At 72.8% G+C, this 20,847-nt stretch carries 22 protein-coding genes; 9 read left to right on the top strand and 13 right to left on the bottom strand.

Going from position 1 to position 20,847, the window contains the following annotated elements; translation table 11 throughout:
* Positions 1-23: 23 nt before the first annotated feature.
* On the bottom strand, positions 24-824 hold the full coding sequence (locus OG242_RS01055) for a GNAT family N-acetyltransferase (RefSeq protein ID WP_405896303.1): 801 nt from the start codon (positions 822-824) through the stop codon (positions 24-26).
* Between the two features lie 187 nt (positions 825-1,011).
* Between OG242_RS01055 and OG242_RS01050 the strand changes: the two genes are divergently transcribed.
* Positions 1,012-1,950, top strand: coding sequence for an aldo/keto reductase (locus OG242_RS01050; RefSeq protein WP_405896302.1), 939 nt, complete (start codon positions 1,012-1,014; stop codon positions 1,948-1,950).
* On the opposite strand, the gene OG242_RS01045 is transcribed toward OG242_RS01050, so the two are convergent.
* Complete coding sequence (locus tag OG242_RS01045) at positions 1,947-2,819, bottom strand: helix-turn-helix transcriptional regulator (RefSeq protein WP_405896301.1); 873 nt, start codon at positions 2,817-2,819, stop codon at positions 1,947-1,949. The genes OG242_RS01050 and OG242_RS01045 overlap by 4 nt on opposite strands.
* Positions 2,820-2,958: 139 nt before the next feature.
* Here OG242_RS01045 and OG242_RS01040 point away from each other — a divergent pair, with 139 nt between their 5' ends.
* From OG242_RS01040 to OG242_RS01020, 5 genes are all read left to right on the top strand, one after another.
* Positions 2,959-3,738: an NAD(P)H-dependent oxidoreductase gene (locus OG242_RS01040; RefSeq protein WP_405896300.1), complete on the top strand. Its 780-nt coding sequence runs from the start codon at positions 2,959-2,961 to the stop codon at positions 3,736-3,738.
* A gap of 23 nt (positions 3,739-3,761) precedes the next feature.
* Positions 3,762-4,274 carry an NUDIX hydrolase gene (locus OG242_RS01035; protein ID WP_405896299.1) on the top strand — a complete coding sequence of 171 codons (513 nt, stop codon included), beginning with the start codon at positions 3,762-3,764 and terminating at the stop codon, positions 4,272-4,274.
* Positions 4,275-4,425: 151 nt separating this feature from the next.
* Positions 4,426-5,220 (top strand): SDR family NAD(P)-dependent oxidoreductase, encoded by a 795-nt coding sequence (locus OG242_RS01030; protein ID WP_405896298.1) that lies wholly within the window; start codon positions 4,426-4,428, stop codon positions 5,218-5,220.
* A gap of 332 nt (positions 5,221-5,552) precedes the next feature.
* Positions 5,553-5,810 carry a hypothetical protein gene (locus OG242_RS01025; protein ID WP_405896297.1) on the top strand — a complete coding sequence of 86 codons (258 nt, stop codon included), beginning with the start codon at positions 5,553-5,555 and terminating at the stop codon, positions 5,808-5,810.
* A gap of 93 nt (positions 5,811-5,903) precedes the next feature.
* On the top strand, positions 5,904-6,410 hold the full coding sequence (locus OG242_RS01020) for a GNAT family N-acetyltransferase (RefSeq protein ID WP_405896296.1): 507 nt from the start codon (positions 5,904-5,906) through the stop codon (positions 6,408-6,410).
* A 3-nt stretch (positions 6,411-6,413) separates the two neighbouring features.
* Here the strand turns inward: OG242_RS01020 and OG242_RS01015 are convergent, their stop codons facing one another.
* The 4 genes from OG242_RS01015 to OG242_RS01000 are packed head-to-tail and all read right to left on the bottom strand — an operon-like array spanning position 6,414 to position 10,613.
* Entirely contained in the window at positions 6,414-7,331 is a 918-nt protein-coding gene (locus OG242_RS01015) for a class I SAM-dependent methyltransferase (protein WP_405896295.1), read from the bottom strand.
* Complete coding sequence (locus tag OG242_RS01010; RefSeq protein ID WP_405896294.1) at positions 7,328-8,440, bottom strand: NAD(P)-dependent alcohol dehydrogenase; 1,113 nt, start codon at positions 8,438-8,440, stop codon at positions 7,328-7,330. The genes OG242_RS01015 and OG242_RS01010 overlap by 4 nt, the downstream gene beginning before the upstream one ends.
* Positions 8,437-9,849, bottom strand: a complete 1,413-nt coding sequence (locus OG242_RS01005) for an aldehyde dehydrogenase family protein (RefSeq protein ID WP_405896293.1) — start codon at positions 9,847-9,849, stop codon at positions 8,437-8,439. Before OG242_RS01005 ends, OG242_RS01010 begins: the two co-directional genes overlap by 4 nt.
* 8 nt (positions 9,850-9,857) lie before the next feature.
* A complete protein-coding gene (locus OG242_RS01000) occupies positions 9,858-10,613 on the bottom strand; it encodes a (5-formylfuran-3-yl)methyl phosphate synthase (RefSeq protein WP_405901477.1) in 756 nt (251 codons plus the stop codon).
* A 173-nt stretch (positions 10,614-10,786) separates the two neighbouring features.
* Between OG242_RS01000 and OG242_RS00995 the strand changes: the two genes are divergently transcribed.
* Positions 10,787-11,074 carry a hypothetical protein gene (locus OG242_RS00995; protein WP_405896292.1) on the top strand — a complete coding sequence of 96 codons (288 nt, stop codon included), beginning with the start codon at positions 10,787-10,789 and terminating at the stop codon, positions 11,072-11,074.
* A 96-nt stretch (positions 11,075-11,170) separates the two neighbouring features.
* Here the strand turns inward: OG242_RS00995 and OG242_RS00990 are convergent, their stop codons facing one another.
* On the bottom strand, positions 11,171-13,072 hold the full coding sequence (locus OG242_RS00990) for an RICIN domain-containing protein (protein WP_405896291.1): 1,902 nt from the start codon (positions 13,070-13,072) through the stop codon (positions 11,171-11,173).
* Positions 13,073-13,300: 228 nt separating this feature from the next.
* Between OG242_RS00990 and OG242_RS00985 the strand changes: the two genes are divergently transcribed.
* A complete protein-coding gene (locus OG242_RS00985; protein ID WP_405896290.1) occupies positions 13,301-13,954 on the top strand; it encodes a TetR/AcrR family transcriptional regulator in 654 nt (217 codons plus the stop codon).
* 13 nt (positions 13,955-13,967) lie between these two features.
* On the opposite strand, the gene OG242_RS00980 is transcribed toward OG242_RS00985, so the two are convergent.
* The gene (locus tag OG242_RS00980) at positions 13,968-14,417 is read right to left on the bottom strand and encodes a GNAT family N-acetyltransferase (RefSeq protein ID WP_405896289.1); all 450 of its coding nucleotides are present in this window, start codon (positions 14,415-14,417) and stop codon (positions 13,968-13,970) included.
* A 147-nt stretch (positions 14,418-14,564) separates the two neighbouring features.
* Between OG242_RS00980 and OG242_RS00975 the strand changes: the two genes are divergently transcribed.
* Positions 14,565-15,071: a hypothetical protein gene (locus tag OG242_RS00975; RefSeq protein WP_405896288.1), complete on the top strand. Its 507-nt coding sequence runs from the start codon at positions 14,565-14,567 to the stop codon at positions 15,069-15,071.
* Positions 15,072-15,130: 59 nt separating this feature from the next.
* Here OG242_RS00975 and OG242_RS00970 read toward each other — a convergent pair whose 3' ends face one another.
* The 5 genes from OG242_RS00970 to OG242_RS00950 are packed head-to-tail and all read right to left on the bottom strand — an operon-like array spanning position 15,131 to position 20,847.
* A complete protein-coding gene (locus OG242_RS00970) occupies positions 15,131-15,526 on the bottom strand; it encodes a hypothetical protein (protein WP_405896287.1) in 396 nt (131 codons plus the stop codon).
* Between the two features lie 27 nt (positions 15,527-15,553).
* Complete coding sequence (locus tag OG242_RS00965; protein WP_405896286.1) at positions 15,554-16,945, bottom strand: phosphomannomutase/phosphoglucomutase; 1,392 nt, start codon at positions 16,943-16,945, stop codon at positions 15,554-15,556.
* Positions 16,926-18,533: a glycoside hydrolase family 13 protein gene (locus OG242_RS00960; protein ID WP_405896285.1), complete on the bottom strand. Its 1,608-nt coding sequence runs from the start codon at positions 18,531-18,533 to the stop codon at positions 16,926-16,928. The genes OG242_RS00965 and OG242_RS00960 overlap by 20 nt, the downstream gene beginning before the upstream one ends.
* Positions 18,530-19,771, bottom strand: a complete 1,242-nt coding sequence (locus OG242_RS00955) for a Gfo/Idh/MocA family protein (protein WP_405896284.1) — start codon at positions 19,769-19,771, stop codon at positions 18,530-18,532. The genes OG242_RS00960 and OG242_RS00955 overlap by 4 nt, the downstream gene beginning before the upstream one ends.
* Positions 19,768-20,847, bottom strand: coding sequence for a glycosidase (locus OG242_RS00950; protein WP_405896283.1), 1,080 nt, complete (start codon positions 20,845-20,847; stop codon positions 19,768-19,770). Before OG242_RS00950 ends, OG242_RS00955 begins: the two co-directional genes overlap by 4 nt.

The following is a 20,847-nucleotide window of genomic DNA, read 5'->3' as shown; positions in this document are numbered from 1 at the left end:
CCGAGGGCCCGGCGCCCTGCCGCTCACCCCTGCAACCCGTAGAAACGCATCGCCGAATTCGGCTTGAACCCGATCCGCGGATACACCGGCGCCCCCGCCGCCGTCGCGTGCAGGGTGGCGCGTGTGAGGCCGGTCGCGCTGGCCCCCTCGTACAGCGCCTTGCGCGTCACCGCCTCCCCGTACCCCCGGCGCTCCCACCGCGGATCGGTCGCGACCAGTACGACGAAGAGCCGGCCGGCCGCCTCCACGGTCGCCGCACAGGTCACCGGCTCGCCCTGCCGAAGCCCGAGGTAGGCGTGCACCCCGCCCCTCCACAGCGAGGACCCCGCGAGCCCGTCGCGGCCGGCCTCCAGGGGGAAGCCGTACGCACGCGAGTTGAGGTCCGCGTAGGCGAGCAGCTGCCCCTCGTCGCTCACGCGTACGAACTCCAGCTCAGGGTGCGCCGGTTCGGGAAGCGGGAACAGGTCGCCCGCCATGCCCGTACCGGGAAAGGCGTACGCCAGTCCGGCCCGCTCGGCCGCCGCGTCCAGGGAGGCGCGGGCTCCCTCGTCGAGGAGCTCTTCGAAGAGCCAGAGGAAGCCGGGCTGCCGCTTCGCCCGCATGATCTCCGCCGCCTCGCCCAGACGGCGTTCGGCGAGCCGGGCGTCCGCGCCGACGTCGGTCAGCGTGACGCAGTTCCAGAACGCGAAACCGCAGTCGGCCCAGCGCACGGCGATCCCCGGCAGGTCCCGTACGTCCGCGCCGGCGTCCCGGTCGAGCACCAGGGCCCGCCAGGCGACGGCGAGTTGTTCCATCGACTCCACCGATTCGGCGAGATCCGCCATCTCAACTCCCCAGGTATCGAGCGCGCAAGGGAACCGTTCGGGTGAACAGCCCTTCGCCCGGCGTCATCCGGAGCATAGGTCCGGCCGCCGAGGCCATGGGGTGATTCACGGACCCGTGCACCTTTCGAGGCGGCCCCGGAAGAACGGGCTTGACCTGGAGCGCGCTTCAACGCAGAGCATGAGGGACATGAACAACACGAACCCCCGGATCGTCCTGGGCACCATGGGCTTCGGCACGCAGGTCGACTCAGACACGTCCTTCGCGATCCTCGACTCCTTCGTCGCCGGCGGCGGCGACTGGCTCGACACCGCCAACTGCTACTCCTTCTGGGCCGACCCGAGCGGCGTCGGCGGCGCCAGCGAGCGTGTGATCGGCGCCTGGCTCCGGACCCGGCCCGGTGCGCGCGACTCCGTGCGCATCGCGACCAAGGTCCGGCAGAACCCGCTCGTCCCGCACTCCTGGCCACAGAGCGCCGAAGGTCTTTCCGCCCGCGCCGTCCACGCGGGCATGGAGGAGAGCCTGGAACGGCTCGGCGTCGACCACGTCGACATGCTGTGGGCGCACGCCGAGGACCGCACCGCGCCCCTGGAGGAGACGGTCGGGGCCTTCGGCGAACTCGTCGCCAAGGGGGTGGCCCTGCGGGTCGGCGCGGCCAACCACACGGCCTGGCGCGTCGAGCGCGCCCGCTCGCTCGCCCGGGAGCAGGGCGCGGAGCCGTGGACGGCCCTGCAGCTGCGCCACTCACTCGTCCAGCCGCGCCCGCTGACCCCGCTCGCCGAGGGCGGCCACCGCCACCTCACCCCCGAGGACCTGGACCTCGCCGCGTCCGAAGGGCTCGACGTATGGGCGTACAGCTCCCTGCTGTGGGGCTCCTACACCCGCCCGGACAAGCCGTTCCCGGACACGTACAACCACCCCGGGACCTCACGGGTGCTCGCGGTCCTGGGCGACATCGCCGATGAGGTCTCCGCGACGAAGAACCAGGTCGTCCTGGCCTGGCTGCTCCGCCAGGGCATCGCCCCCATCGTCGGCGTGAGCCGCGTGCATCACGCAGAGGAAGCGCTCGCCGCGCGGGACGTCCGGCTCACCGACGAACACCTGGCGCGGTTCGGGGCGGCGCGCTAGCGGGGGCGTTCCTCGCGGACCCGGGGCCGTTCCGAGGGCTGGGGAGGCACCTCGCCGCTCCCCGGCTCCGCACCCAGCCCGGCCAGCAGCCGCAGCCCGTCCTCGGCGGCGCTGCCGGGCGCGGCGGAGAGCACGACCATCTCCCGGCCCGGCGCGTCCGCGAGGGCGAAGTTCTCCTGGTGCAGCTCCAACAGCCCGACGAGCGGATGCCGGTACATCTTGCGCCCGTGTGTACGGGCGCGCACGTCCGCGCGGGCCCACAGCCGGCGGAAGCGGCCGCTGCCCATCGACAGCTCCCCGATGAGCGAGGCCAGCCGCGCGTCGTCCGGGTACTTGCCGGCGGCCAGCCGCAGGTGACCGACCGCGTCCAGGGTGCACTGCTCCCACTCCGCGTACAGACCCCGCTCGGTCTCCTCCAGGAACAGGTGCCGCGCGGTGTTCAGCCCCGGCAGGGGCCGGCCGTAGAGCAGCCGGGCGAGGCGGTTGCCCGCGAGGATGTCCATGCGGTGGTCCATGAGCACCGCGGGGGCGTCCACGACCAGATCGAGGACCCGCAGCACCTCCGGCCGGACCCGCCCGCCCGGCGCCTTCGAGCGCCGACGGCGCTGCCGGGCCAGCCGGTCGAGGTGCTCGCGCTCCGTGTCGTCCAGGCCGAGGACGCGGGCGAGCGCGTCGAGTACCTGCTCGGAAGGCTGGGTGGCGCGCCCCTGCTCCAGGCGTACGTAGTAGTCGACGCTGACCCCGGACAGGTGCGCGACCTCCTCGCGGCGCAGCCCGTCGACCCGACGGCGGCTGTCGGCGGAGATACCGGCCGAGGCCGGTTCGACCCGGGCGCGCCGGGTCCGCAGGAATCCGGCGAGATCGTCCATGCCCCCAGTATGGCCGCGCCCGCCCCGCGCGAGGGTGGCCCTGGCGGTACCAGGAAGTCCGGTCCGACGGAAGCGGCGTCCCTGAACACGGGGCGACGGGGCGGCCAGGATCGAGCCATCCGATCCGAAGGAGCCCGCCATGAAGACGCTCATCGTCCACGCCCATCCCGAGCCGCAGTCCCTCAACAGCTCCCTCAAGGACCTCGCGGTCTCGACGCTGGAGGCCGCCGGGCACGAGGTGCGGGTGAGCGACCTGTACGCGATGGGCTGGAAGGCCGTCGTCGACGCCGCGGACTACGGTCCCGAGGCCTCGAACCCCCTGAAGGTGGCGCGCGACTCCGGCCGCGCCTTCGACGCCGGGACGCTGACCCGTGACGTGCGCGCCGAGCAGGAGAAGCTGCTGTGGGCGGACACCGTCATCTTCCAGTTCCCGCTGTGGTGGTACTCGATGCCCGCGGTCCTCAAGGGCTGGGTGGACCGCGTGTTCACCTTCCACTTCGCGTACGGCGTCGGCGAGCACAACGACACCAAGTACGGCGAGCGCTACGGCGAAGGCACCCTCGTCGGCCGCCGGGCCCTGCTCTCGGTGACGGTGGGCGGCCTGGAGCCCCACTACTCGTCCCGGGGCGTCAACGGCCCCATCGACGACCTGCTCTTCCCGATCCAGCACGGCATCCTCTACTACCCCGGCCTGGAGGTACTGCCCCCCTTCGTCCTCTACGGGACGGACCGGATGACCGACGCGGACTACCCGGAGGTGGCCAAGGCCTGGGAACAGCGCCTGCTCACCTTGGAATCGACCGCCCCGGTCCCGTTCCGCCGCCAGAACTCCGGCGACTACGAGATCCCCTCCCTCCACCTCAAGGAGGGCCTGGAACCGGCCGGTCGCACGGGCTTCGGCCTCCACGTGAAGCGCTGACGGTTCCGCTACCCTCAACGCCCATGGTGCGGAGGAAGCGGTCGACGTCCCGGGTCCTGCTGGTCGACGAGGAGGACCGGCTGCTCCTGCTGTGCGGTCGCGATCCCCGCAGACCGGGCGCCAGGTGGTGGTTCACCGTCGGCGGAGGCGTCGAACCGGGGGAGAGCCACATAGAGGCCGCCGTCCGCGAGACCTGGGAGGAGACGGCCCTGAGGCTCCCGGGCGAGCGGCTGAGCCCGCTCGTATGGACGCGGCAGACCCTCTACAGCGTCGACGGCCGGTTCTACGACCAGCACGAGGAGTACCGCCTGGCCCGCGTCACGGCGGGCGAGGTCCGCTCCATGAACATCGAGACGGAGGAGGCCCGTTACGGGCACGGCTGGTGGACCGTGCCCGAGCTGGCCACCACCGGCGAGACCGTCCGGCCGAAGGGGATGGCCGCCCTCCTGCCCGGCCTGCTGACCGCGCCGGCCGCGGACGCCGGCCGGGCACCGGTGCATCTGGGCGACTTCAACGAGGACGCCGATCCGGAGTGAGCGCCGGCTGCTGAGCCGTCCCGCCGGCCGAGCGCGCACGGGCCCGGACCCCGACACCCTCAACTGACGCAGTGCGGCGCCCGCCCGGCCGGGCGCCGCCGACGACCACCCGCCCGCGCGGGCAGCGCCCCGGGCACGAGGAGGACCCGCCATGCACATCGATCTCTCCGGCCGCACCGCCCTGGTGACCGGCTCCACCCAGGGCATCGGCGAGGCCATCGCCGTCGGGCTGGCCCGCGCCGGGGCGCACGTCGTCGTGAACGGCCGCGGCCAGGAACGGGTCGCCGAGGCCGTCCACGCCGTACGGACCGCCTCCGGCAGCGATGAGGTCACCGGCGCGGCGGGCGACCTCGGGACCGAGGACGGCACCGCTGCCGTGCTGGAGGCCGCGCCCGCGGTCGACATCCTGGTCAACAGCCTCGGCATCTTCGGGTCCGCCGCCCCACTGGAGATCGACGACGCGGAGTGGCGGCGCTACTTCGAGGTCAACGTCCTCTCCGCCGTCCGGCTCATCCGCGCCTACCTGCCCGCCATGAAGGAGAAGGGCTGGGGCCGCGTCCTCAACATCGCCAGCGACTCGGCCGTGGTCATCCCCGCCGAGATGATCCACTACGGCATGACGAAGACCTCGCTGCTCGCCGTGTCCCGGGGCTTCGCCAAGGACGCCGCCGGCACCGGAGTCACGGTCAACTCCGTCATCGCGGGCCCCACCCACACCGGCGGCGTCGAGGACTTCGTCCGCGAACTCGTCGGCGACGACCTCCCCTGGGACGAGGCCCAGCACGAGTTCATGGTCAAGCACCGCCCCCAGTCGCTGCTGCAACGCCTGATCGAACCGGAGGAGATCGCGAACATGGTCGTCTACCTCGCGTCGCCGCTCGCCTCCGCGACCACGGGCGGCGCCCTCCGCGTGGACGGCGGATACGTCGACTCGATCCTGCCCTGAGCCCGCCCCCGTCACCGCTCGTCCACGCCGGCGTCCTGAGCCGCCGCACTCCGCCCCCGCCGCCACCGGCCGACCACCCAGGGCGCCCGGTACGCGAAATGCCGGGCGCCGTCGGCCGTGAAGGCACAGGTGGCTGAGTACGATCCCCTGATGAACGATGCGCATGCGGCCGGAGTGATCCGCGTGGTCGGCGCGGCGACGAACAACCTCAAGGACGTCACCCTCGATGTGCCCAAGAAGGCGCTCACGGTCGTCACCGGGGTGTCCGGCTCGGGCAAGTCGTCGCAGGCGGGGAGAAGCAGCGGCTCCTCCTGGCGCGCCACCTCAGCCACGTGGACGACATGGCCGGCGAACGGATCGTCCTGGACGAACCGACGACCGGCCTGCACCCCAGCGACGTCGACCGGATCAACGTGCTCTTCGACGACCTCCTCGACGCCGGTGCCACGCTCGTCGTCGTCGAGCACAACCTCCGCGTCGTCGCCCGCGCCGATCACGTCATCGACATCGGCCCCGGCGCCGGCACCGACGGCGGGCGGATCGTCTTCACCGGGACCCCGCCGCGCTGCTCGACGACGCCACCTCGCTGACCGGCCGCGCGCTCCGCCTCGCGTCCTCACCGGAGGCCTGAGCCGACGGAACCCTCCGGCGGCAGGCGCGCGCCCGTACGGCAGAGTGGGGCCATGACCGGTTACGAGACGATGTCCTACCACCTGGAGACCGAGCGGCTGATCCTGCGGCCCTGGGCCGAATCCGACGCCGCAGACTTCAGCGAGCTCCTGTCCGAACGCGGCGAGGAGACCTCCTACACGGTGGAGCGCTGCCGCAAGGCCATCGCCGCACTGCTCGTCGGAACCGAGAACAGCGGCATCGCCCTGCTCCCCATCCAGCGCCGCGACGAGGGCGATTTCATCGGCTACTGCGGACTGATCACCGGCCGCTCCACCCTGCAGGAGCCCGAGATCGCCTACGAACTCTTCCGCCGCGCGCACAACCGGGGTTACGCCACCGAGGCCGCCCGTGCCGTGGTCGCGGCCGCCGCCGCGACCGGGCGGCGACGGCTCTGGTCGACCGTCGGCACATGGAACGCGCCCTCGCTCCGCGTCCTGGAGAAGCTCGACTTCGTGCGGGATCACCTCTCCATGGAGGAGAACGGCGAAGTCCTCTGGCTCACCCGGGAGTTGCCGTAACCCCTACGGCTGGCGCCGGTATGCGAACACCCAGCGGTTCCCCTCCAGCGCGTCGTTCGCCTCCGGCAGCGGACCGCGTCCGTGCCGCCGGGTGAACTCGAACGGTGTGTGCGTCGAGGCCGACCAGCCCCTGGCCTCCAGCCGGCCCGCGGAGTCGGGCCGGGGACCCTTGTCGAAGAGGTCGAGCAGGTCGATCCCGATCTGCTCCCGCGTCGCCGTGTAGATCGCACTGTCGCGGTACGCCACGAGGTCCGCCTCCAGCTTCGCCTCGAAGGCCAGGGCGCTGCCCTCGGTGGCCAGCAGGTCCACGGTGTCGACGAGGTACGTCTCGGCGGGGCCCGGAAGATAGAAGAGCAGGCCCTCCGCCAGCCAGATGCTCGGCGCGGCCGGGTCGAAGCCCGAACCGGTCAGCGCGGTCACCCAGTCGTCGCGCAGATCGACCGGGACCGGCACACGTTTCGCCCTCGGGGCGGCCGACAACTCCGTGAGCACCTCGTGCTTGAAGGCCAGCACACCCGCCCGGTCCACCTCGAAGAACACACAGTCCGACGGCCAGTCCAGCCGGAACGCCCGCGTGTCCAGCCCGGCGCCCAGCAGCACCACTTGCCGGGCACCGGCGAGCACCGACCGTACGACGAAGTCGTCGAGGACCCGGGTGCGCAGCCCGAAGTAGCGGGCGAAACGCCCCCACAACGCGTTGTCGTTCCCGTCCGGGACCTGCTCGATGCGCACCGGCCACTCGGCGCAGGCCGGTGCCGCCCGCACGAAGTGCTCCGCGTAGACGTCCTGGGCCAGGCTGTCGCCGCGGTGGCTCTCGATCGCCCGGGCGGCGGCGACCAGGAGAGCGGTCAGGCCCACGCCACCGTCCACCCCCTCCGTCTCCGGGTGCGGTGATTCCGTGGTGCCGATTGCCTCGTTCATCGGGTCCTTCCCTCCGGGAGCAGGACGGGTTTGACCACCCGGCCCGCCTCGCAGTCGCGTTCGGCCTCGTTGATGTCGGCCAGGGGGTACGTACGGATGAGCTGGTCGAAGGGGAAGCGTCCGGCGCGCCACAGCCCCGTCAGTACGGGGACCAGCAGCCCCGGGACCGCGTCCCCCTCGCAGATGTGGCGGACGCTCCGGCCCCGGTCGAGCGTCCCCGGTCCCAGCGGCAGCGGGGTGTGCAGGCGGGCCACCAGGCCGAGGGTGCCGGTCGGGCGCAGCGCCCGGAGCGCGTCGTTGATGAGCGTGGGCGACGCCGTGGTGTCCAGCGCGTACTGCGCGCCGCCGTCGGTGAGCCGGCGGACGCGCTCAGGAAGCCCGGCCGCGTCGGCGGGCAGCGGGACCGCGCCGAACCGTTCGGCGAGCTCAAGCCGCTGCCGATGCCGGTCCACGGCGACGACCGGCACACCGGCCGCCCCCGCCGCCATGACGGCGGCCAGCCCCACCGCCCCGGCGCCCAGCACCACCAGCGTGTCGCCGGGCCCGGCGCGGAAGGTGTTCAGTACGGCCCCGGCCCCGGTGAGGAAGCCGCAGCCGAGCGGCCCGAGCAGTTCCACGGGCAGCGCGGGGTCCACCCGGACGGCGTTGCGGGCGGACACGATCGCGTACTCGGCGAACGACGACTGCCCGAACCACCGGGGAGCCAGCGCCTTGCCGTCCGCGTCGGTGAGCCGGGGCGGCTCGTCGGCCCGCCCTCCGAAGAGGTTGAGGGCGGCGAAGGAGTCGCAGTACGCGGGAGCCGCACCCCGGCAGTTCCGGCAGTGCCCGCAGGAGTCGAAGCTCAGCACGACGTGGTCGCCGACACCGATCTCCGTGTCCGGGCCACCGCCCGCCCGGACGACGACCCCGGCCCCCTCGTGGCCGAGGACCGCCGGCAACGGGCTGCGTCCGGCCGACCGCCGTACCGCGAGATCCGTACGGCACATCCCGGCGCCCGCGATCTCGACCAGGATCTCGCCCGGGCCGGGTTCCGTGTCCAGGACGACGTCCTCGACCGCGAACGGCTCCTCGTACGCGCGCAGCACCGCCGCCTGGAGTCTCGTCGTCATGCGTCCTCCGGGCGGTGGACGACGAACGGCCGCAGGTTGCCGTACAGCCCCCACGGCCCGCCGGCGACGCCGACGCCGCTGTCCTTGATCCCGGCGAAGGGCTGGGCGAGGGACAGTTCGGCGTGGTGGTTGATCCACGCCGTTCCGCACTCCAGCCGGTCCGCGACCGCCTCGGCCCGGTCCAGGTCGGTGCCCCAGACGGAGCCGCCGAGCCCGAAGCCGGTGCCGTTGGCCGCGTCGACGGCCTCGTCGAGGCTCCCGTACGGCAGCACCGGCAGGACCGGCCCGAACTGCTCTTCCGTCACCACCGCACTGTCGGGCGGGACCTCGGTGAGGACAGTCGGGGCGAAGAAGTACCCGGGCCGGTCCAGCCGGTGGCCGCCCGCCGCGGCCCGGGCGCCGTCCGCCAGCGCCCGTTCGGTGACCTCCCGCACCCGGGCCAGCTGTGGCGCGTTGTTGACGGGCCCCAGCCGGGTGTCCGGGTCCAGGCCGCTGCCGACGGCGACGGACTTCGCCCGCTGGGCGAGCGCCTCGACCACCTCCGCGTGCAGCCGGGCGGGGGCGTACACGCGCTTGACCGCCATGCACACCTGCCCGCAGTTGCGGAACGCGGCCCAGAACAACCGGTCCGCGATCCGCCCCACATCGACGTCGTCCAGCAGGACCGCCGCGTCGTTGCCGCCCAGCTCCAGCGTGACCCGGGCGAGGGAGGCCGCCGCCCCCGCGGCGACCGCCCGGCCGGTGGGCACCGAACCGGTGAACGTGACGTGCCGGATGCCCGGATGGGAGGCCAGCCGCGCCCCGAGTGGTTCGCGTCCCGTGACGACGGTCAGCACGCCCTCGGGCAGGGCGGTGGCGAGTACGGACCCCAGCAGCCTCGTGGCGAGCGGGGTGAAGGGGGACGGTTTGAGGACCATGGTGTTGCCCGCCGCCAGCGCGGGCGCGAACTTCGCCGCAGCCAGTTGCAGCGGGAAGTTCCACGGCACGATCGCGGCGACGGGCCCCAGCGAACGCCAGCGGACCTCGCTGCGCACGGGCCGGCCGTCGCTGATCCGCCGCGTCCGAGGGGCCAGCTCCGCGAAGTACCGCAGCCGGGCCGCCGTGCGTGCGGTCTCCGCGTACGACTCGGCCAGCGGCTTGCCCTGCTCCCGGGTGAGCAACCGGGCGAGGTCGTCGCCGGCCGCCTCCACGGCCTCGGCCGCGCGGAGCAGCGCGTGGGTCCGGGCGGCGGCGTCGGCCCGCCAGCCGGGCCAGGCCCGGTGCGCCCGGCCGACCACCGCGTCCAGTTCGTCCGGCCGCATGTCGGGGGCCTCGTCGAAGGTCTCCCCGGTGGCCGGGTCGACGACCGCGAACCGCGCGGCCCGGCCACCGGGCGCGCGGTCCTCACCTACCGCGTCGAGGGTCGGCATCCGCGCGGTCAGCCCGCGACCGTGACGCCGGCCGCGTGCTCCCGGGCGTGCCGGTCCATCTCCGCCCGGAACGCGGCCACCATGTGCGGCTGAATCCTTCCTGCATTGCGGTCGCCGCCCTCGCAGACCGCCCCGCGCACCCCCACGATGTCCGTCCCGATACGGGTCAGCGTGGGGAGGTCGGCCTGTTTGACGCTGCCCGCGAGCGCCGCGAGCAGACCGGCGGCATGGGTACGCCCGACGAACTCGGCGCAGACCTCAGGCGGTACGTGGTCGAAGAGCCGCGTCCCGTCCTTGATCGCGGTGTCGAGCATGGCCGCGTCGGCGCCGGACCGGGCCGCGATGTCGGGCAGCGCGAGCGGATTGACGCACCCGATGCGGTGGGCGTCGGCATACCCGGACGCGACGACCAGAGCCTCGGGACGGTAGTCCTTCACCGCCCGTACGACCGCCCGCATGACGTCGATGCCCTGGTCGGGCGTCGTGCACCCGTAGAGACCGACCTTGATGTACGTGGCCCCGGAGACGACGGCCCCGAGCGCCGCCTGCGCCACCGTGCCGGGCTTGTAGGGGACGTCTCCCACGGTCGCGGACACCGGCTTGCCGGCCGGGACCGCCTCCCGGATCTCCCTGATGACCCAGGGGAAGTTGGCGCCGAGCGACCCCTCGTCGGGCTTCTTCACGTCGACGATGTCCAGGTACTCCGCCGCCTTCGCACAGTCGACGGCTTCCTCGACGCTGTCCGGAGAGATGAGAAGCAACACCATGGGCTCCTTCCACCGCCGAGGTGCGGATCACCTCGTTGACCTGCGGCGTGCTCATCATTTCCGTCGCCCACGGGTCCCGGTAGAGCGCGCGGGACCCCCTGGAAGCGCGGCCCCCACCCGTAATGCGCCGCACGCCCCGGCGCACAGGAGCACTGTGGGATCATGCGGGGATGAGCAGCGATCTGGAAGTGAGCGCGTTGGCGATCAACGTCACGGTCCCGCCGGAGCTCCGTTGGACCGACACCCGGCGCGACGCGGAATTTCTCCTCAGCACCCTCAACGTCCGTCTCCTGCCCGACGGCCACCTCGCCGTGAAGGCGTACGGGCGGCCGGTGGCAGGCGGCCGTGGCGCCTACGTGTCGTTCCCGGTGCCGGACCGGCCGGAACTGGCGGCCCTGGTGGCCGAGGCGGCAAGTCGCGCCGGCACCCTGTGGGCCGCGCACCGCGGTCTCGGCTGAGCCCCCCCGCCCCGCACGCGCGACGCCCCCGCGAGCGGACCGCTCGCGGGGGCGTCACACAGTCCGGCCCCCGGTCGGGCGAGGGGCGGACGCGACTCAGCGGTCCAGCGCGAACCTCTGAGCCGCCGATCCGTCGCACTGCTGCTGCGACAGGTGCGCGCCGTTCGCCGTGGAAGCCCCGTCCACGGCCAGGCACTTGCCGCTGTTGCGGGCGACGAAACGGTACTGGCCGGCCGCGCCGGAGGACTCGGCACGCCACTGCTGGTTGGTGCCGCCCACGTACGACCACAGGTGCACCTTGGTACCGGCGGCGGTGGCTCCTGGGCCGCCGTCGACGTCCCACACCTTCGTGTTGTGCCGGTTCACGACCTGGTAGGTGCCGTCACCGGTGCTCCGGAACTGCCAGCTCTGGTTGGCCCCGGTGGTGCAGCTCCACTGCTGCAGGGCGGTCCCGTCGGCGGTGCCCCAGTCGGCGGCGTCCAGGCAGGCCCCGCTATTGACGTTCCTGACCCGGTACCAGGCGGACGAGTCGATGGAGTCCGCGGGCGGCTCGGTCGTGCCGCCGTCCGTCCCGTTCCACACGAAGGTGGCGACCGCGCCGGCGGGCAGTGTGTAGACGAGCGACCTGCCGTTGTCGGTCAGCGAGAACTGCCGCGCGCTCGCCGCCGAGTTGACGACGTACGCGGCACGGGTGCCGTCCGGGTTCTGGAAGGCGACGTTCTCCACCCCGCCGCTGCCCTGGCTGGTGGAACCGATACGGGTGGCGCCGGGCTTCACGAACTTGGCGACGTGACCGAGCACGTAGTACTCGGCGTTGCGCGTCACATTGCCGTTCGCGATCTCCACGACCCCGTTGCAGCGGTCGGAGCAACCGCCCTGGTGGGGTCCGCCGTTCTGGTCGAGGGCCAGGTTCCAGTCGATGACGGTCTCGCCGCCGTTGCGCATGTTCTGTACGACGAGGTTCTCGGCATGCCACTTGAGGGTGTCCGCGAACGTGGTGGACCGGTCGGCGCTCTCGGTGCCGGAGCACTCGGTGAAGAAGACGCGCTTCCCGGCGTTGACGACCTGCTGCTGGGCGGAGGGGTTACCGCCGTAGCAGTGGAACGCCGCACCGATGACCCGGCTCATGCCCGGGGTCCCGTTGAACACCTCCAACGGGTAGTCGGGATGGTCCCAGTTGTGGTCGAAGGCCAGCAGGTTGGTGGGCAGACCCGCTGCGGTGAGCGTACGGTCGAGCACCTCGAAGAAGTCCGCCTGCTGCGAGGACGTCATGGTCATGGACGGGTAACCCGCCGCGAATTCGGGCTCGTTCTGCACGGTGAGGTCCGTCAGCGTGATGCCCTGCTGCCCGTACGCCTTGATCGCCTCGACCAGGTAGTCGGCGTACGCCTGGTAGCTCTCCGGCTTGAGGCTGCCGCCGTTGAGCGCGTTGTTGGTCTTCATCCAGGCGGGCGGTGACCAGGGGGTGCCCATGAAGCGGATGTCCGGGTTGACGGAGGTGGCCTGCTTCAGGACCGGGATGATCTCGGCCTTGTCCCGGTCGATGGAGAAGGACCCGGGGGTGTCCTCGTACGTGTAGAGGCTGCTGTCCGCGTTGAAGTCGCTGCTGCCGAGCGGCTGGCGCAGATAGCTGAGCCCGATGCCGTCGCCGCCGGACGAGAACAGCGAGGTCATCAGCGCGTTGCGCCTGTCCTGCGGCAGGCCCTGGATCAGGTGGGCCGAGGCCCCGGTGACCGAGGCGCCCGCCCCGGTGAACCGCTGGCCCTTGCTGTCGGCGTCGACGCGGATGTCGACGCTCTGCGGCGAGCCGGTGAAGGCGAGGGTGCCCTCGGCGGACAGCTTCTTCGCACCGTCGGGGGTGGTGACCCATACCTGCGCCGTGGGGTCGGCGGCCTGGGCGGGCGTGCCGCTGCCTGCCAGGCCGATGGCCGCGACGGCCATCGCCAGGGCGGCGGCTGCGGCGCGCGCCCGGGGGCGCGGGGGACTGTCGTGGGACATGTGCGGCTCTCCTTCGGTCATGCCTGGGGGAGGACATGGCGCGTCCGGCGGGGCCGTGGCGGGGCGTGGCTCCCTTGGACGACGGCGATATGAAAGCACACCCACTAAGTGGTTAGTAAGTAGCGGGTGAGGCTTTGCTGCACGGCGCTTCCCACGCCCCCGAACGCCCCCAGGTCAGGGCCCGTAGGCCCCGGCCGCCCCGCGTTGCGGCCGGTCTAAGCTGTGCCGGTGAGCAACCAGTCAGCAGGCAGGCCCGGCCGGTCGGCCAAGCCCCGCACCCCCCGCAGCCCGGAAGCACAGCAGCGCCAGCGGGACATCCTGCACATCGCGATGGACACCTTCGCCGCCCGCGGCTACAACAACGCCTCGCTCGCCGAGATCGCCGACCGGGCCGGCCTGACCCAGGCCGGCGTCCTGCACTACTTCCGGTCCAAGGCGCTCCTGCTCACCAGCGTCCTCGAACTCCGCGACCAGTCGGACATCGAACAGCTGGGCCCGGACCGCCCGCACGGCCTCGCCTTCCTGCGCCACCTCGTCGACACGGCGACCCGCAACGCCGAACGCGAGGGCATCGTCCGCCTCTACGCCGTCCTGTCGGCGGAGTCCGTCACGGACGACCACCCGGCGCAGGAGTACTTCCGGGACCGCTACGACGGACTGCGGACGTTCGTCGCCGACGCCCTCCGCGAGGTGTGCGACTTCCCCGACGAGGAGCCGGAGAAGGTCGGGAACGCGGCCAACGCCGTCATCGCCGTGATGGACGGCTTGCAAGTGCAATGGCTCCTGGCGCCCGGTTCCGTGGACATGGCCGCCTCGACGGACCTCGTACTCACCGCCCTGCTGAGGTCGCTGGCCCCTCACCGGTTCGGCGAGGCGGGCTGAGCACCGCTGCGGGTCACGCCTCCCGGCCGATGTAGCGCCGGAAGCCCTGGGCCAGCGGCTTGAAGCCGCAGGCCTCGTAGAACGTGTGCACGTACGCGTCGTCGGCCGCGAGCAACTGCACCTTGTAGCACCCGGCCTCCTCGCCCAGCCGCGCAGCCGCCTCCAACAGCTGGCGCCCGACGCCCCGGCGGCGGCCGGCATCGGCGACGACGACGTTCTCGACGAAGAGGATGGCCCGCCCGCCCCGGGTCAGGTTCGGCATGACCAGGCAGTCGGCCGTCCCGGCCACCGCACCCCCCGCCTCGGCAACGAGAACGGTCCGCCCCTGCTGGTTCGCGATGCGCTCCCACACGTCGGCGGCGGCTTCCCGGGGCAGGTGCGGGTCGTCCGGGTTCAGGTCGTGGTAGAGGGCGAGCAGCGCGGGAAGGTCCTGCTCGGCAGCGGTCCGTACGGTGATCTCCATAGGCGCAACCCTGGCATGCGCGCACCCCCGGCGGCTCCTGCGTTCCGGTGATCTTCCGGCCGAGAGCGCTCCGTTCCGCACCCTGGCGCGGTTACCCGTGGGGTGTGACCGCGCACCTCACGCACACGACGAGCAAAGGTGGCCCATATGGACCGCAGGAGCATGCTGCAGCTGACCTCGGCGGCGACGATCGCCGGGGGACTGGTGGCCGGAGCGGCCGGAACCGCCGGCGCGACGCGCAGGGCCGACCGGCTGATCACCCTGAAGGGCAGGCGCACGGGCGCGAACATCCCGGACATCCTGACGACCGGAGTCCCGTACTTCGTGCGCTACGACCTGACGGACACCGAGGGCCGGAGCGTGGGCACCGAGAACGCGCACTGTCTGCCCGTGAGCGTGGGACCCGACGGCTCCTACGTCATGGCGACGCTGGTCCTGAGCCTCGACGACGGCATGATCACAGCCTCCACCGCCTTCCAGCGCCCGCTCCCCGCCGTGACCGAGCTGCCCGTCAACTCACGCCAGTGGACCCACGAGTTCGCGATCACCGGCGGCACCGGAAGCTACAACGGCGCGGAGGGCTCGATCAGCATCGAACACCCCACCCGCGACGAGGACACGCTCACCCTCACCCTGACGGACGGCGCCGAGTAGGCCGGCCGTACGGAACCGCGGCCTGCCACGCGGGCAGGTGGCCCGGGCGCCGAGGGTCCTCAGGGTTCCAGCGGGCCGTAGGCGCCGTCCCGGAACGTGAAGAGGGCCGGCCTGCTCTCGTACTCCTCGCGGAAGTAGCCGCCGAAGCCGGGGCTCGCGATGTGAGGTGCCAACAGGTCCAGGACGGTGACCAGTTCGCCCATGTCGTCGTCGAGCCAGTAGTTGCGGCTGTAAAGACCCCACCCCTCGTCCTGGAGCCGCAGCGAGGCGAAGTCCCCGCCGGGCAGGCGGCTGTGCGGATCGGGGCTGAGCAGCGGATACGCGTACTCCTCCTCACCGTGCCCCCGCGGTGGCACCTCGGTCATGCCGAGGTGCCACCGCAGGGCGTCCAGCACCGGGGCAGGGGTGTCCTCGCGTAGGAAGCAGGTGAAGACGACTTCGTAGTGCAGGCTCATGGGCCGCATTGTGCCCGGCGCCGCTCGTCAGGCTGCGCGTACCGTCGCCAGCACCTCGTCGCGGACCTGGCGCATCAGCTTCTCGGTGCGCGCCTCCACGTTGAGCCGCAGCAGCGGTTCCGTGTTGGACGGGCGGAGGTTGAACCACCAGTCCGTGCCGCTGACTGTGAGGCCGTCCAGGGTATCGGCCGCGGCGTCGGGGCGGGACTCCCACGCCGCGCGTACGGCGGCCGTGCGGGCGGCCTGGTCGGTGACCGTGGAGTTGATCTCGCCCGACGCGGCGTACCGCTCGAAGCGACGGGTCAGCGCGGACAGCGGACCGCCCTGGGTGCCGAGGGCGGCGAGGACGTGCAGGGCGGCCAGCATGCCGGTGTCCGCGTTCCAGAAGTCGCGGAAGTAGTAGTGCGCGGAGTGCTCGCCGCCGAACACCGCCCCGGTACGGGCCATTTCCGCCTTGATGAAGGAGTGGCCGACCCGCGTGCGGACCGGGGTGCCGCCCGCCTCACGGATCACCTCCGGCACCGCGCGGGAGGTGATGAGGTTGTGGATGACGGCGGCGCCGGGGTGGAGCGCCAGCTCGCGCGAGGCGACCAGCGCCGTGATGGCCGACGGCGAGACCGGGTCGCCGTTCTCGCCGACGACGAAGCAGCGGTCCGCGTCGCCGTCGAAGGCGAGCCCGAGATCGGCGCCCTCGGCGCGCACCCGGGCCTGGAGGTCGACGATGTTCGCCGGATCCAGCGGGTTGGCCTCGTGGTTGGGGAACGTACCGTCGAGCTCGAAGTACATCGGCACCACCGTCAGCGGCAACCCCGCGAGCACCGTCGGGACCGTGTGGCCGCCCATGCCGTTGCCCGCGTCCACCACCACCTTCAGCGGACGGATCGACGACAGGTCCACCAGGGAGCGGAGATACGCGGCGTACCCGGCCAGGGTGTCCTGCCCGGTGACGGTGCCCGCGCGGGCGGCAGGCTCCGGCGCGCCCTCGTCCGTCCACCGCTCGACGAGTGCCCGGATCTCGGCGAGCCCGGTGTCCTGGCCCACCGGCTCCGCACCGGCCCGGCACAGCTTGATGCCGTTGTACCGGGCCGGGTTGTGCGAGGCGGTGAACATCGCACCGGCGAGCCCGAGCGAGCCGGACGCGTAGTACAGCTGGTCCGTCGAGCACAGGCCGATTGCCGTGACATCGGCCCCCTGCGCGGTGGCGCCACGGGCGAAGGCCCGGGCCAGCCCGGGGGAGGAGGGCCGCATGTCGTGGCCCGTCACGATCGCCGCCGCCCCGCTGACCCGCACGAACGCGGCACCGAACAGCTCCGCCGTCGACTCGTCCCACTGGTCCGGCACCACACCGCGCACGTCGTACGCCTTGACGAGCCCGGACAGGTCGGTCCGGGGCGTCGGGTCAGTCGCGGGCGTCGTCATCGGTGTCTCCTTGGGCGGATCGGGAGGAAGGCGGGGCGAGGAACCACACGGCCGTGTCGGGCGGCAGCGCGTCCCCGTCGAGCGGTCCGCTGCTGAGCAGCGGCCGGCCGGGCGTACGTACGGGCTCGGCGCCCAGATTGACGGCACACGTCAACTCCCCGCGCCGGAAGGCCAGTACGGACGCGCCCGGCTCCGAGAGCCAGACGGGCGGGGCCGCCGGGTCCGGTGCCGGATGGGCGCGGCGCAGCCGCAGCGCCGCCCGGTACAGGGCGAGCGTGGACCCGGGGTCCGCCTCCTGGGCGGCGACGGTGAGACCGGCCCAGTCCCCGGGCTGCGGCAGCCAGGTGACCCCGGCGTCCGCCGTGGTGAAGCCGTACGGCGCCCGCGCACCGGACCACGGCAGCGGCACCCTCGCCCCGTCGCGCCCGCGCTCGGTGCGGCCGGAACGCTCCCACAGCGGGTCGCGGATGCGGTCGACGGGCACCTCGGCCTGGGGCAGGCCCAGCTCCTCGCCCTGGTAGAGGTACGCGGACCCCGGCAGCGCCAGCATCAGCAGCGCGGCGGCACGGGCCCGTGCCGGGGAGCCGTACCGGGTGACGGGACGGACCGCGTCATGGCTGGACAGCAGCCACGTCACGGCCGCGCCCGGCACACCGAACGAGTCGTCGATGACGCGGCGCAGCTCCGCGGGTTCCCAGGCAGCCTCCAGGAACGCGAAGTTGAAGGCCTGGTGCATCTCGTCGGGCCGGATGTAGCGGGCCAGCCGCTCCGGGGCGAAGACGGCCGACTCCGCGACCATCACCCGGTCGTGCGGTGCCACCGCGCCCGGCGGCGCCGGATGGGTGTCGAGCAGTCCCCGCCACTCGCGGTAGAGCGGGTGCAGCTCCTCCTGGTCGTAATACGGCATCAGGTGGTTGCGCAGCGGGTCGGTGTGCTGCCCGGGCCCCGCGTCCGGCAGACCCTCCGCCTTGAACAGGGCGTGTGCCACGTCCACCCGGAAGCCGTCCACACCCCGGTCGAGCCAGTACCGGAGGACATCCGTGAAGGCGTCGCGCACCTTCGGGTCGCGCCAGTTCAGGTCGGGCTGTTCGGGGGCGTGCAGATGGCAGTACCACTCACCGTCCGCGACCCGCGTCCAGGCGGGGCCGCCGAACGCCGACTGCCAGTCGTTGGGCGGCAGTTCGCCCGCCGCGCCCCGGCCGGCCCGGAACAGGTACATCTCCCGCTCCACCGATCCGGGCCCGGCCGCGAGGGCGTCCAGGAACCACGGGTGGCGGTCCGACGTGTGGTTCGGGACGAGGTCGACGATCAGCTTGAGGCCCAGCTCGTGGGCGCGGGCCGTCAGCCGGCCGGCGTCCGCGTCGGTCCCCAGGTCCGGGGCCACCCCGGTGTAGTCGGAGATGTCGTAGCCGCCGTCGGCCAGCGGGGACGGGTAGAACGGCGTGCACCACACGGCGTCCGCGCCCAGGTCCCTGATGTGTTCCAGGCGCGCCGTCAGGCCCGCCAGGTCTCCGGTCCCGTCCCCGTCCGAGTCGGCGAAGGCCCGCGGATGGACCTCGTAACACACCATGTCCTGCCACCAGTTCACGCGGACGCTCCTTCGGACCGGGCGGGGCCGGTGACGGACAGGGCGTGGCCGGGGGACAGGACGCTCTGCTCGGCGCCCCTCGCGGCGGCGACCGTGGCCGCCTCGGCGACCGCGACCGCGGCGAACCCGCTGACCGGGCCGGCCACCGGGGCCGTGCCCTCCCGGGCCGACCGCACCAGGTCGGCCATCGCCGCGCGCACGCTCTGCGCGTACACGTACGGCTTGCGCGCCTCGCCGCCGAGGTCGAGGACGGCGGTGACGCGGTGCGGCACGGTCCGCTCCTCGCCCCGGCCCCGGGCCGGCGCGGTGGACCCGGCGTGGCGGTCGACGTGGACGGTGATCCGCTCGCCGCCGCCGAGCCGGAACCCCTCGACGGCCAGCAACTCGTCCCGCAGCCGGGGAAGCTCCTCCCAGGCACGGGCACCGTCCTCGTCCACCCACGCCGTGATCCGCGCGTGCACGGGGATCCACCCGGTGATCCGAGTCTCCGCGAACCCGTGGTCCAGGCGCATCAGCTGCCGCTCGGCGCGATGGGCATGGGTGAAGGAGTGCAGGTGCGAGGCGAGCACGCCCCCGGGGTGCACCACATCGGCGCTGACCATGTCGACCGGGCCGCCGGGACGGCTGACCGCGGTGGCCCGCACACTGACCGGGTCGGTCCCGAGCAGCGCGCGGGCGGCGTCGAAGAAGTGGACGCCGTGCTCGACGAAGATGCCGCCGCTGTGCGCGGGGTCCCAGAACCAGTGACCGGCCCCCAAATCCTCGTCGGACGCGTCGTTCTCGAACAGGAACCGGCGCGGCGGCGCGAGCAGCCCCCGCCCGGCCAGCCGCTCCACGGCCCGCAGCAGCGGGTTGTAGCGCAGCACATGGTCCACGACCAGGGCGCGCCCGGCGAGCCGCGCCTCGTGGACGACCGCCGAGGCGTCCTCGGTCGTGGTGGCGAGAGGCTTCTCGCAGAAGACGTGGCGCCCCGCGCGCAGCGCGGCCGTGGCCATCGCGGCATGGGTCGCGGGCGGTGTGGCTATCAGCACGGCCGCCACGTCGTCCCGCTCAAGGAGGTCGCCCAGCGAACCCAGTGCCGGAACACCGTGCCGCTCACCGAGCAGCCGGGCCCGCTCCCGCGACGGGTCGGCGACCGCCGCGAGCCGCAGACCGGGCAGGCCGGCCACGGCGTCCAGGACGAACTCCGCGAAGCCGCCGCAGCCGGCCAGGCCGATGCCGAGGGCGCCGTCCGTCATGCCGTGCGCTCCAGAAGGGCCACGCCGATGTGCGCGTCCGCCATGCCGTAGAACACGTACAGCTCGCCGCCGATCTCCTCGACGGCCGTCGGGAAGACGACGTTCGGGACGGTCCCCGAGCGCTCCTCCTCGGTCTCGGGCGCCATCAGGGGCTGGTCGGAGCGCGCGATGACACGGGACGGGTCGGCCGGGTCGAGGATCATCGCACCGGCCGCGTACGACACGTCCTGGTTCTGCGCCCACGGGTCCTCGATGGAGCCGGACACGCCGTGGTGGATGAGCAGCCAGCCCTCGGGCACCCGGATCGGGGCCGGGCCGCCGCCGATCTTCAGGGACTCCCACGGGTACTCCGACAGGGCCAGCAGCTTGTGGCTACGCGGCCGGGTCAGGGCGGTGATGTCGGCGTCCACCTCGGCGGCCGGCACATAGCTGATCCAGATACCGGGGCGCTCGTCGGTGACACCCGCCGGCAGGTGCACACCCTCGCCCGGGCGGAACCAGCCCAGGTCCCACATCGGGCGGTGCAGCATCGCGTACGCCATCTCGCCGTCCGGGCCCGGGACCGGCTCGGGGAAGTGGACGACGTCCTTGTTCGGGAAGAGGTTGAGGTCGGTGTCCAGGTCCTGCTGGTAGGCGAACTGGATCGGGCCGAGACGCGTCCAGTCGGTGAGGTTCTCCGACACGGCGAGCGCCGGCTTCGGCCCGAGCGGGCCGTAGGCCACGTAGCTCATGACGTGCTTGCCGAGCGACGGGACCCAGGTGACGCGCGGATCCTCGACACCGGCGTTGTTCTTGCCGCGCTCCCAGCCCTCGTCGGGGGAGAGGACGGTGCCGCGGCGCTCGACGCCGTTCGGCACGCCCGCCTCGTCGAAGGTCACCTCGGCGAGGCCGACACGGGAGACGTTGCCCTCGGAGACCAGGCGCGGCAGCAGGTGCAGCGTGCCGTCCGGGGTGCGGCCGGAGGCGGGGTTCAGGACGCCCTCGACCTCGTTCGCCTCACCGGCCAGGGGGGACATGACCACACCCTTGCGGACCATGCGGTACGGGATGCGGGTGGCGGTGGTGGTGTTGCTCAT

The sequence above is a fragment of the Streptomyces sp. NBC_00727 genome (assembly GCF_045161745.1).
In the GTDB taxonomy this organism is placed as follows: domain Bacteria; phylum Actinomycetota; class Actinomycetes; order Streptomycetales; family Streptomycetaceae; genus Streptomyces.
The sequence above is the reverse complement of the archived record's forward strand: the minus strand, read 5'-3'. Positions and strand labels throughout refer to the sequence as shown.

Excerpts from the sequence above, each read along its gene's own strand:
- OG242_RS01010 (WP_405896294.1), bottom strand. The coding sequence starts at position 8,440 with ATGACGACGAGACTCCAGGCGGCGGTGCTGCGCGCGTACGAGGAGCCG.
- OG242_RS01035 (WP_405896299.1), top strand. The coding sequence starts at position 3,762 with ATGGTGCGGAGGAAGCGGTCGACGTCCCGGGTCCTGCTGGTCGACGAG.
- OG242_RS01045 (WP_405896301.1), bottom strand. The coding sequence starts at position 2,819 with ATGGACGATCTCGCCGGATTCCTGCGGACCCGGCGCGCCCGGGTCGAA.
- OG242_RS01040 (WP_405896300.1), top strand. The coding sequence starts at position 2,959 with ATGAAGACGCTCATCGTCCACGCCCATCCCGAGCCGCAGTCCCTCAAC.
- OG242_RS00970 (WP_405896287.1), bottom strand. The coding sequence starts at position 15,526 with ATGAGCCTGCACTACGAAGTCGTCTTCACCTGCTTCCTACGCGAGGAC.
- OG242_RS01015 (WP_405896295.1), bottom strand. The coding sequence starts at position 7,331 with ATGAACGAGGCAATCGGCACCACGGAATCACCGCACCCGGAGACGGAG.
- OG242_RS00950 (WP_405896283.1), bottom strand. The coding sequence starts at position 20,847 with ATGAGCAACACCACCACCGCCACCCGCATCCCGTACCGCATGGTCCGC.
- OG242_RS00990 (WP_405896291.1), bottom strand. The coding sequence starts at position 13,072 with ATGTCCCACGACAGTCCCCCGCGCCCCCGGGCGCGCGCCGCAGCCGCC.
- OG242_RS00975 (WP_405896288.1), top strand. The coding sequence starts at position 14,565 with ATGGACCGCAGGAGCATGCTGCAGCTGACCTCGGCGGCGACGATCGCC.
- OG242_RS00965 (WP_405896286.1), bottom strand. The coding sequence starts at position 16,945 with ATGACGACGCCCGCGACTGACCCGACGCCCCGGACCGACCTGTCCGGG.
- OG242_RS01030 (WP_405896298.1), top strand. The coding sequence starts at position 4,426 with ATGCACATCGATCTCTCCGGCCGCACCGCCCTGGTGACCGGCTCCACC.
- OG242_RS00995 (WP_405896292.1), top strand. The coding sequence starts at position 10,787 with ATGAGCAGCGATCTGGAAGTGAGCGCGTTGGCGATCAACGTCACGGTC.
- OG242_RS01020 (WP_405896296.1), top strand. The coding sequence starts at position 5,904 with ATGACCGGTTACGAGACGATGTCCTACCACCTGGAGACCGAGCGGCTG.
- OG242_RS00955 (WP_405896284.1), bottom strand. The coding sequence starts at position 19,771 with ATGACGGACGGCGCCCTCGGCATCGGCCTGGCCGGCTGCGGCGGCTTC.
- OG242_RS01005 (WP_405896293.1), bottom strand. The coding sequence starts at position 9,849 with ATGCCGACCCTCGACGCGGTAGGTGAGGACCGCGCGCCCGGTGGCCGG.
- OG242_RS00980 (WP_405896289.1), bottom strand. The coding sequence starts at position 14,417 with ATGGAGATCACCGTACGGACCGCTGCCGAGCAGGACCTTCCCGCGCTG.
- OG242_RS01055 (WP_405896303.1), bottom strand. The coding sequence starts at position 824 with ATGGCGGATCTCGCCGAATCGGTGGAGTCGATGGAACAACTCGCCGTC.
- OG242_RS01050 (WP_405896302.1), top strand. The coding sequence starts at position 1,012 with ATGAACAACACGAACCCCCGGATCGTCCTGGGCACCATGGGCTTCGGC.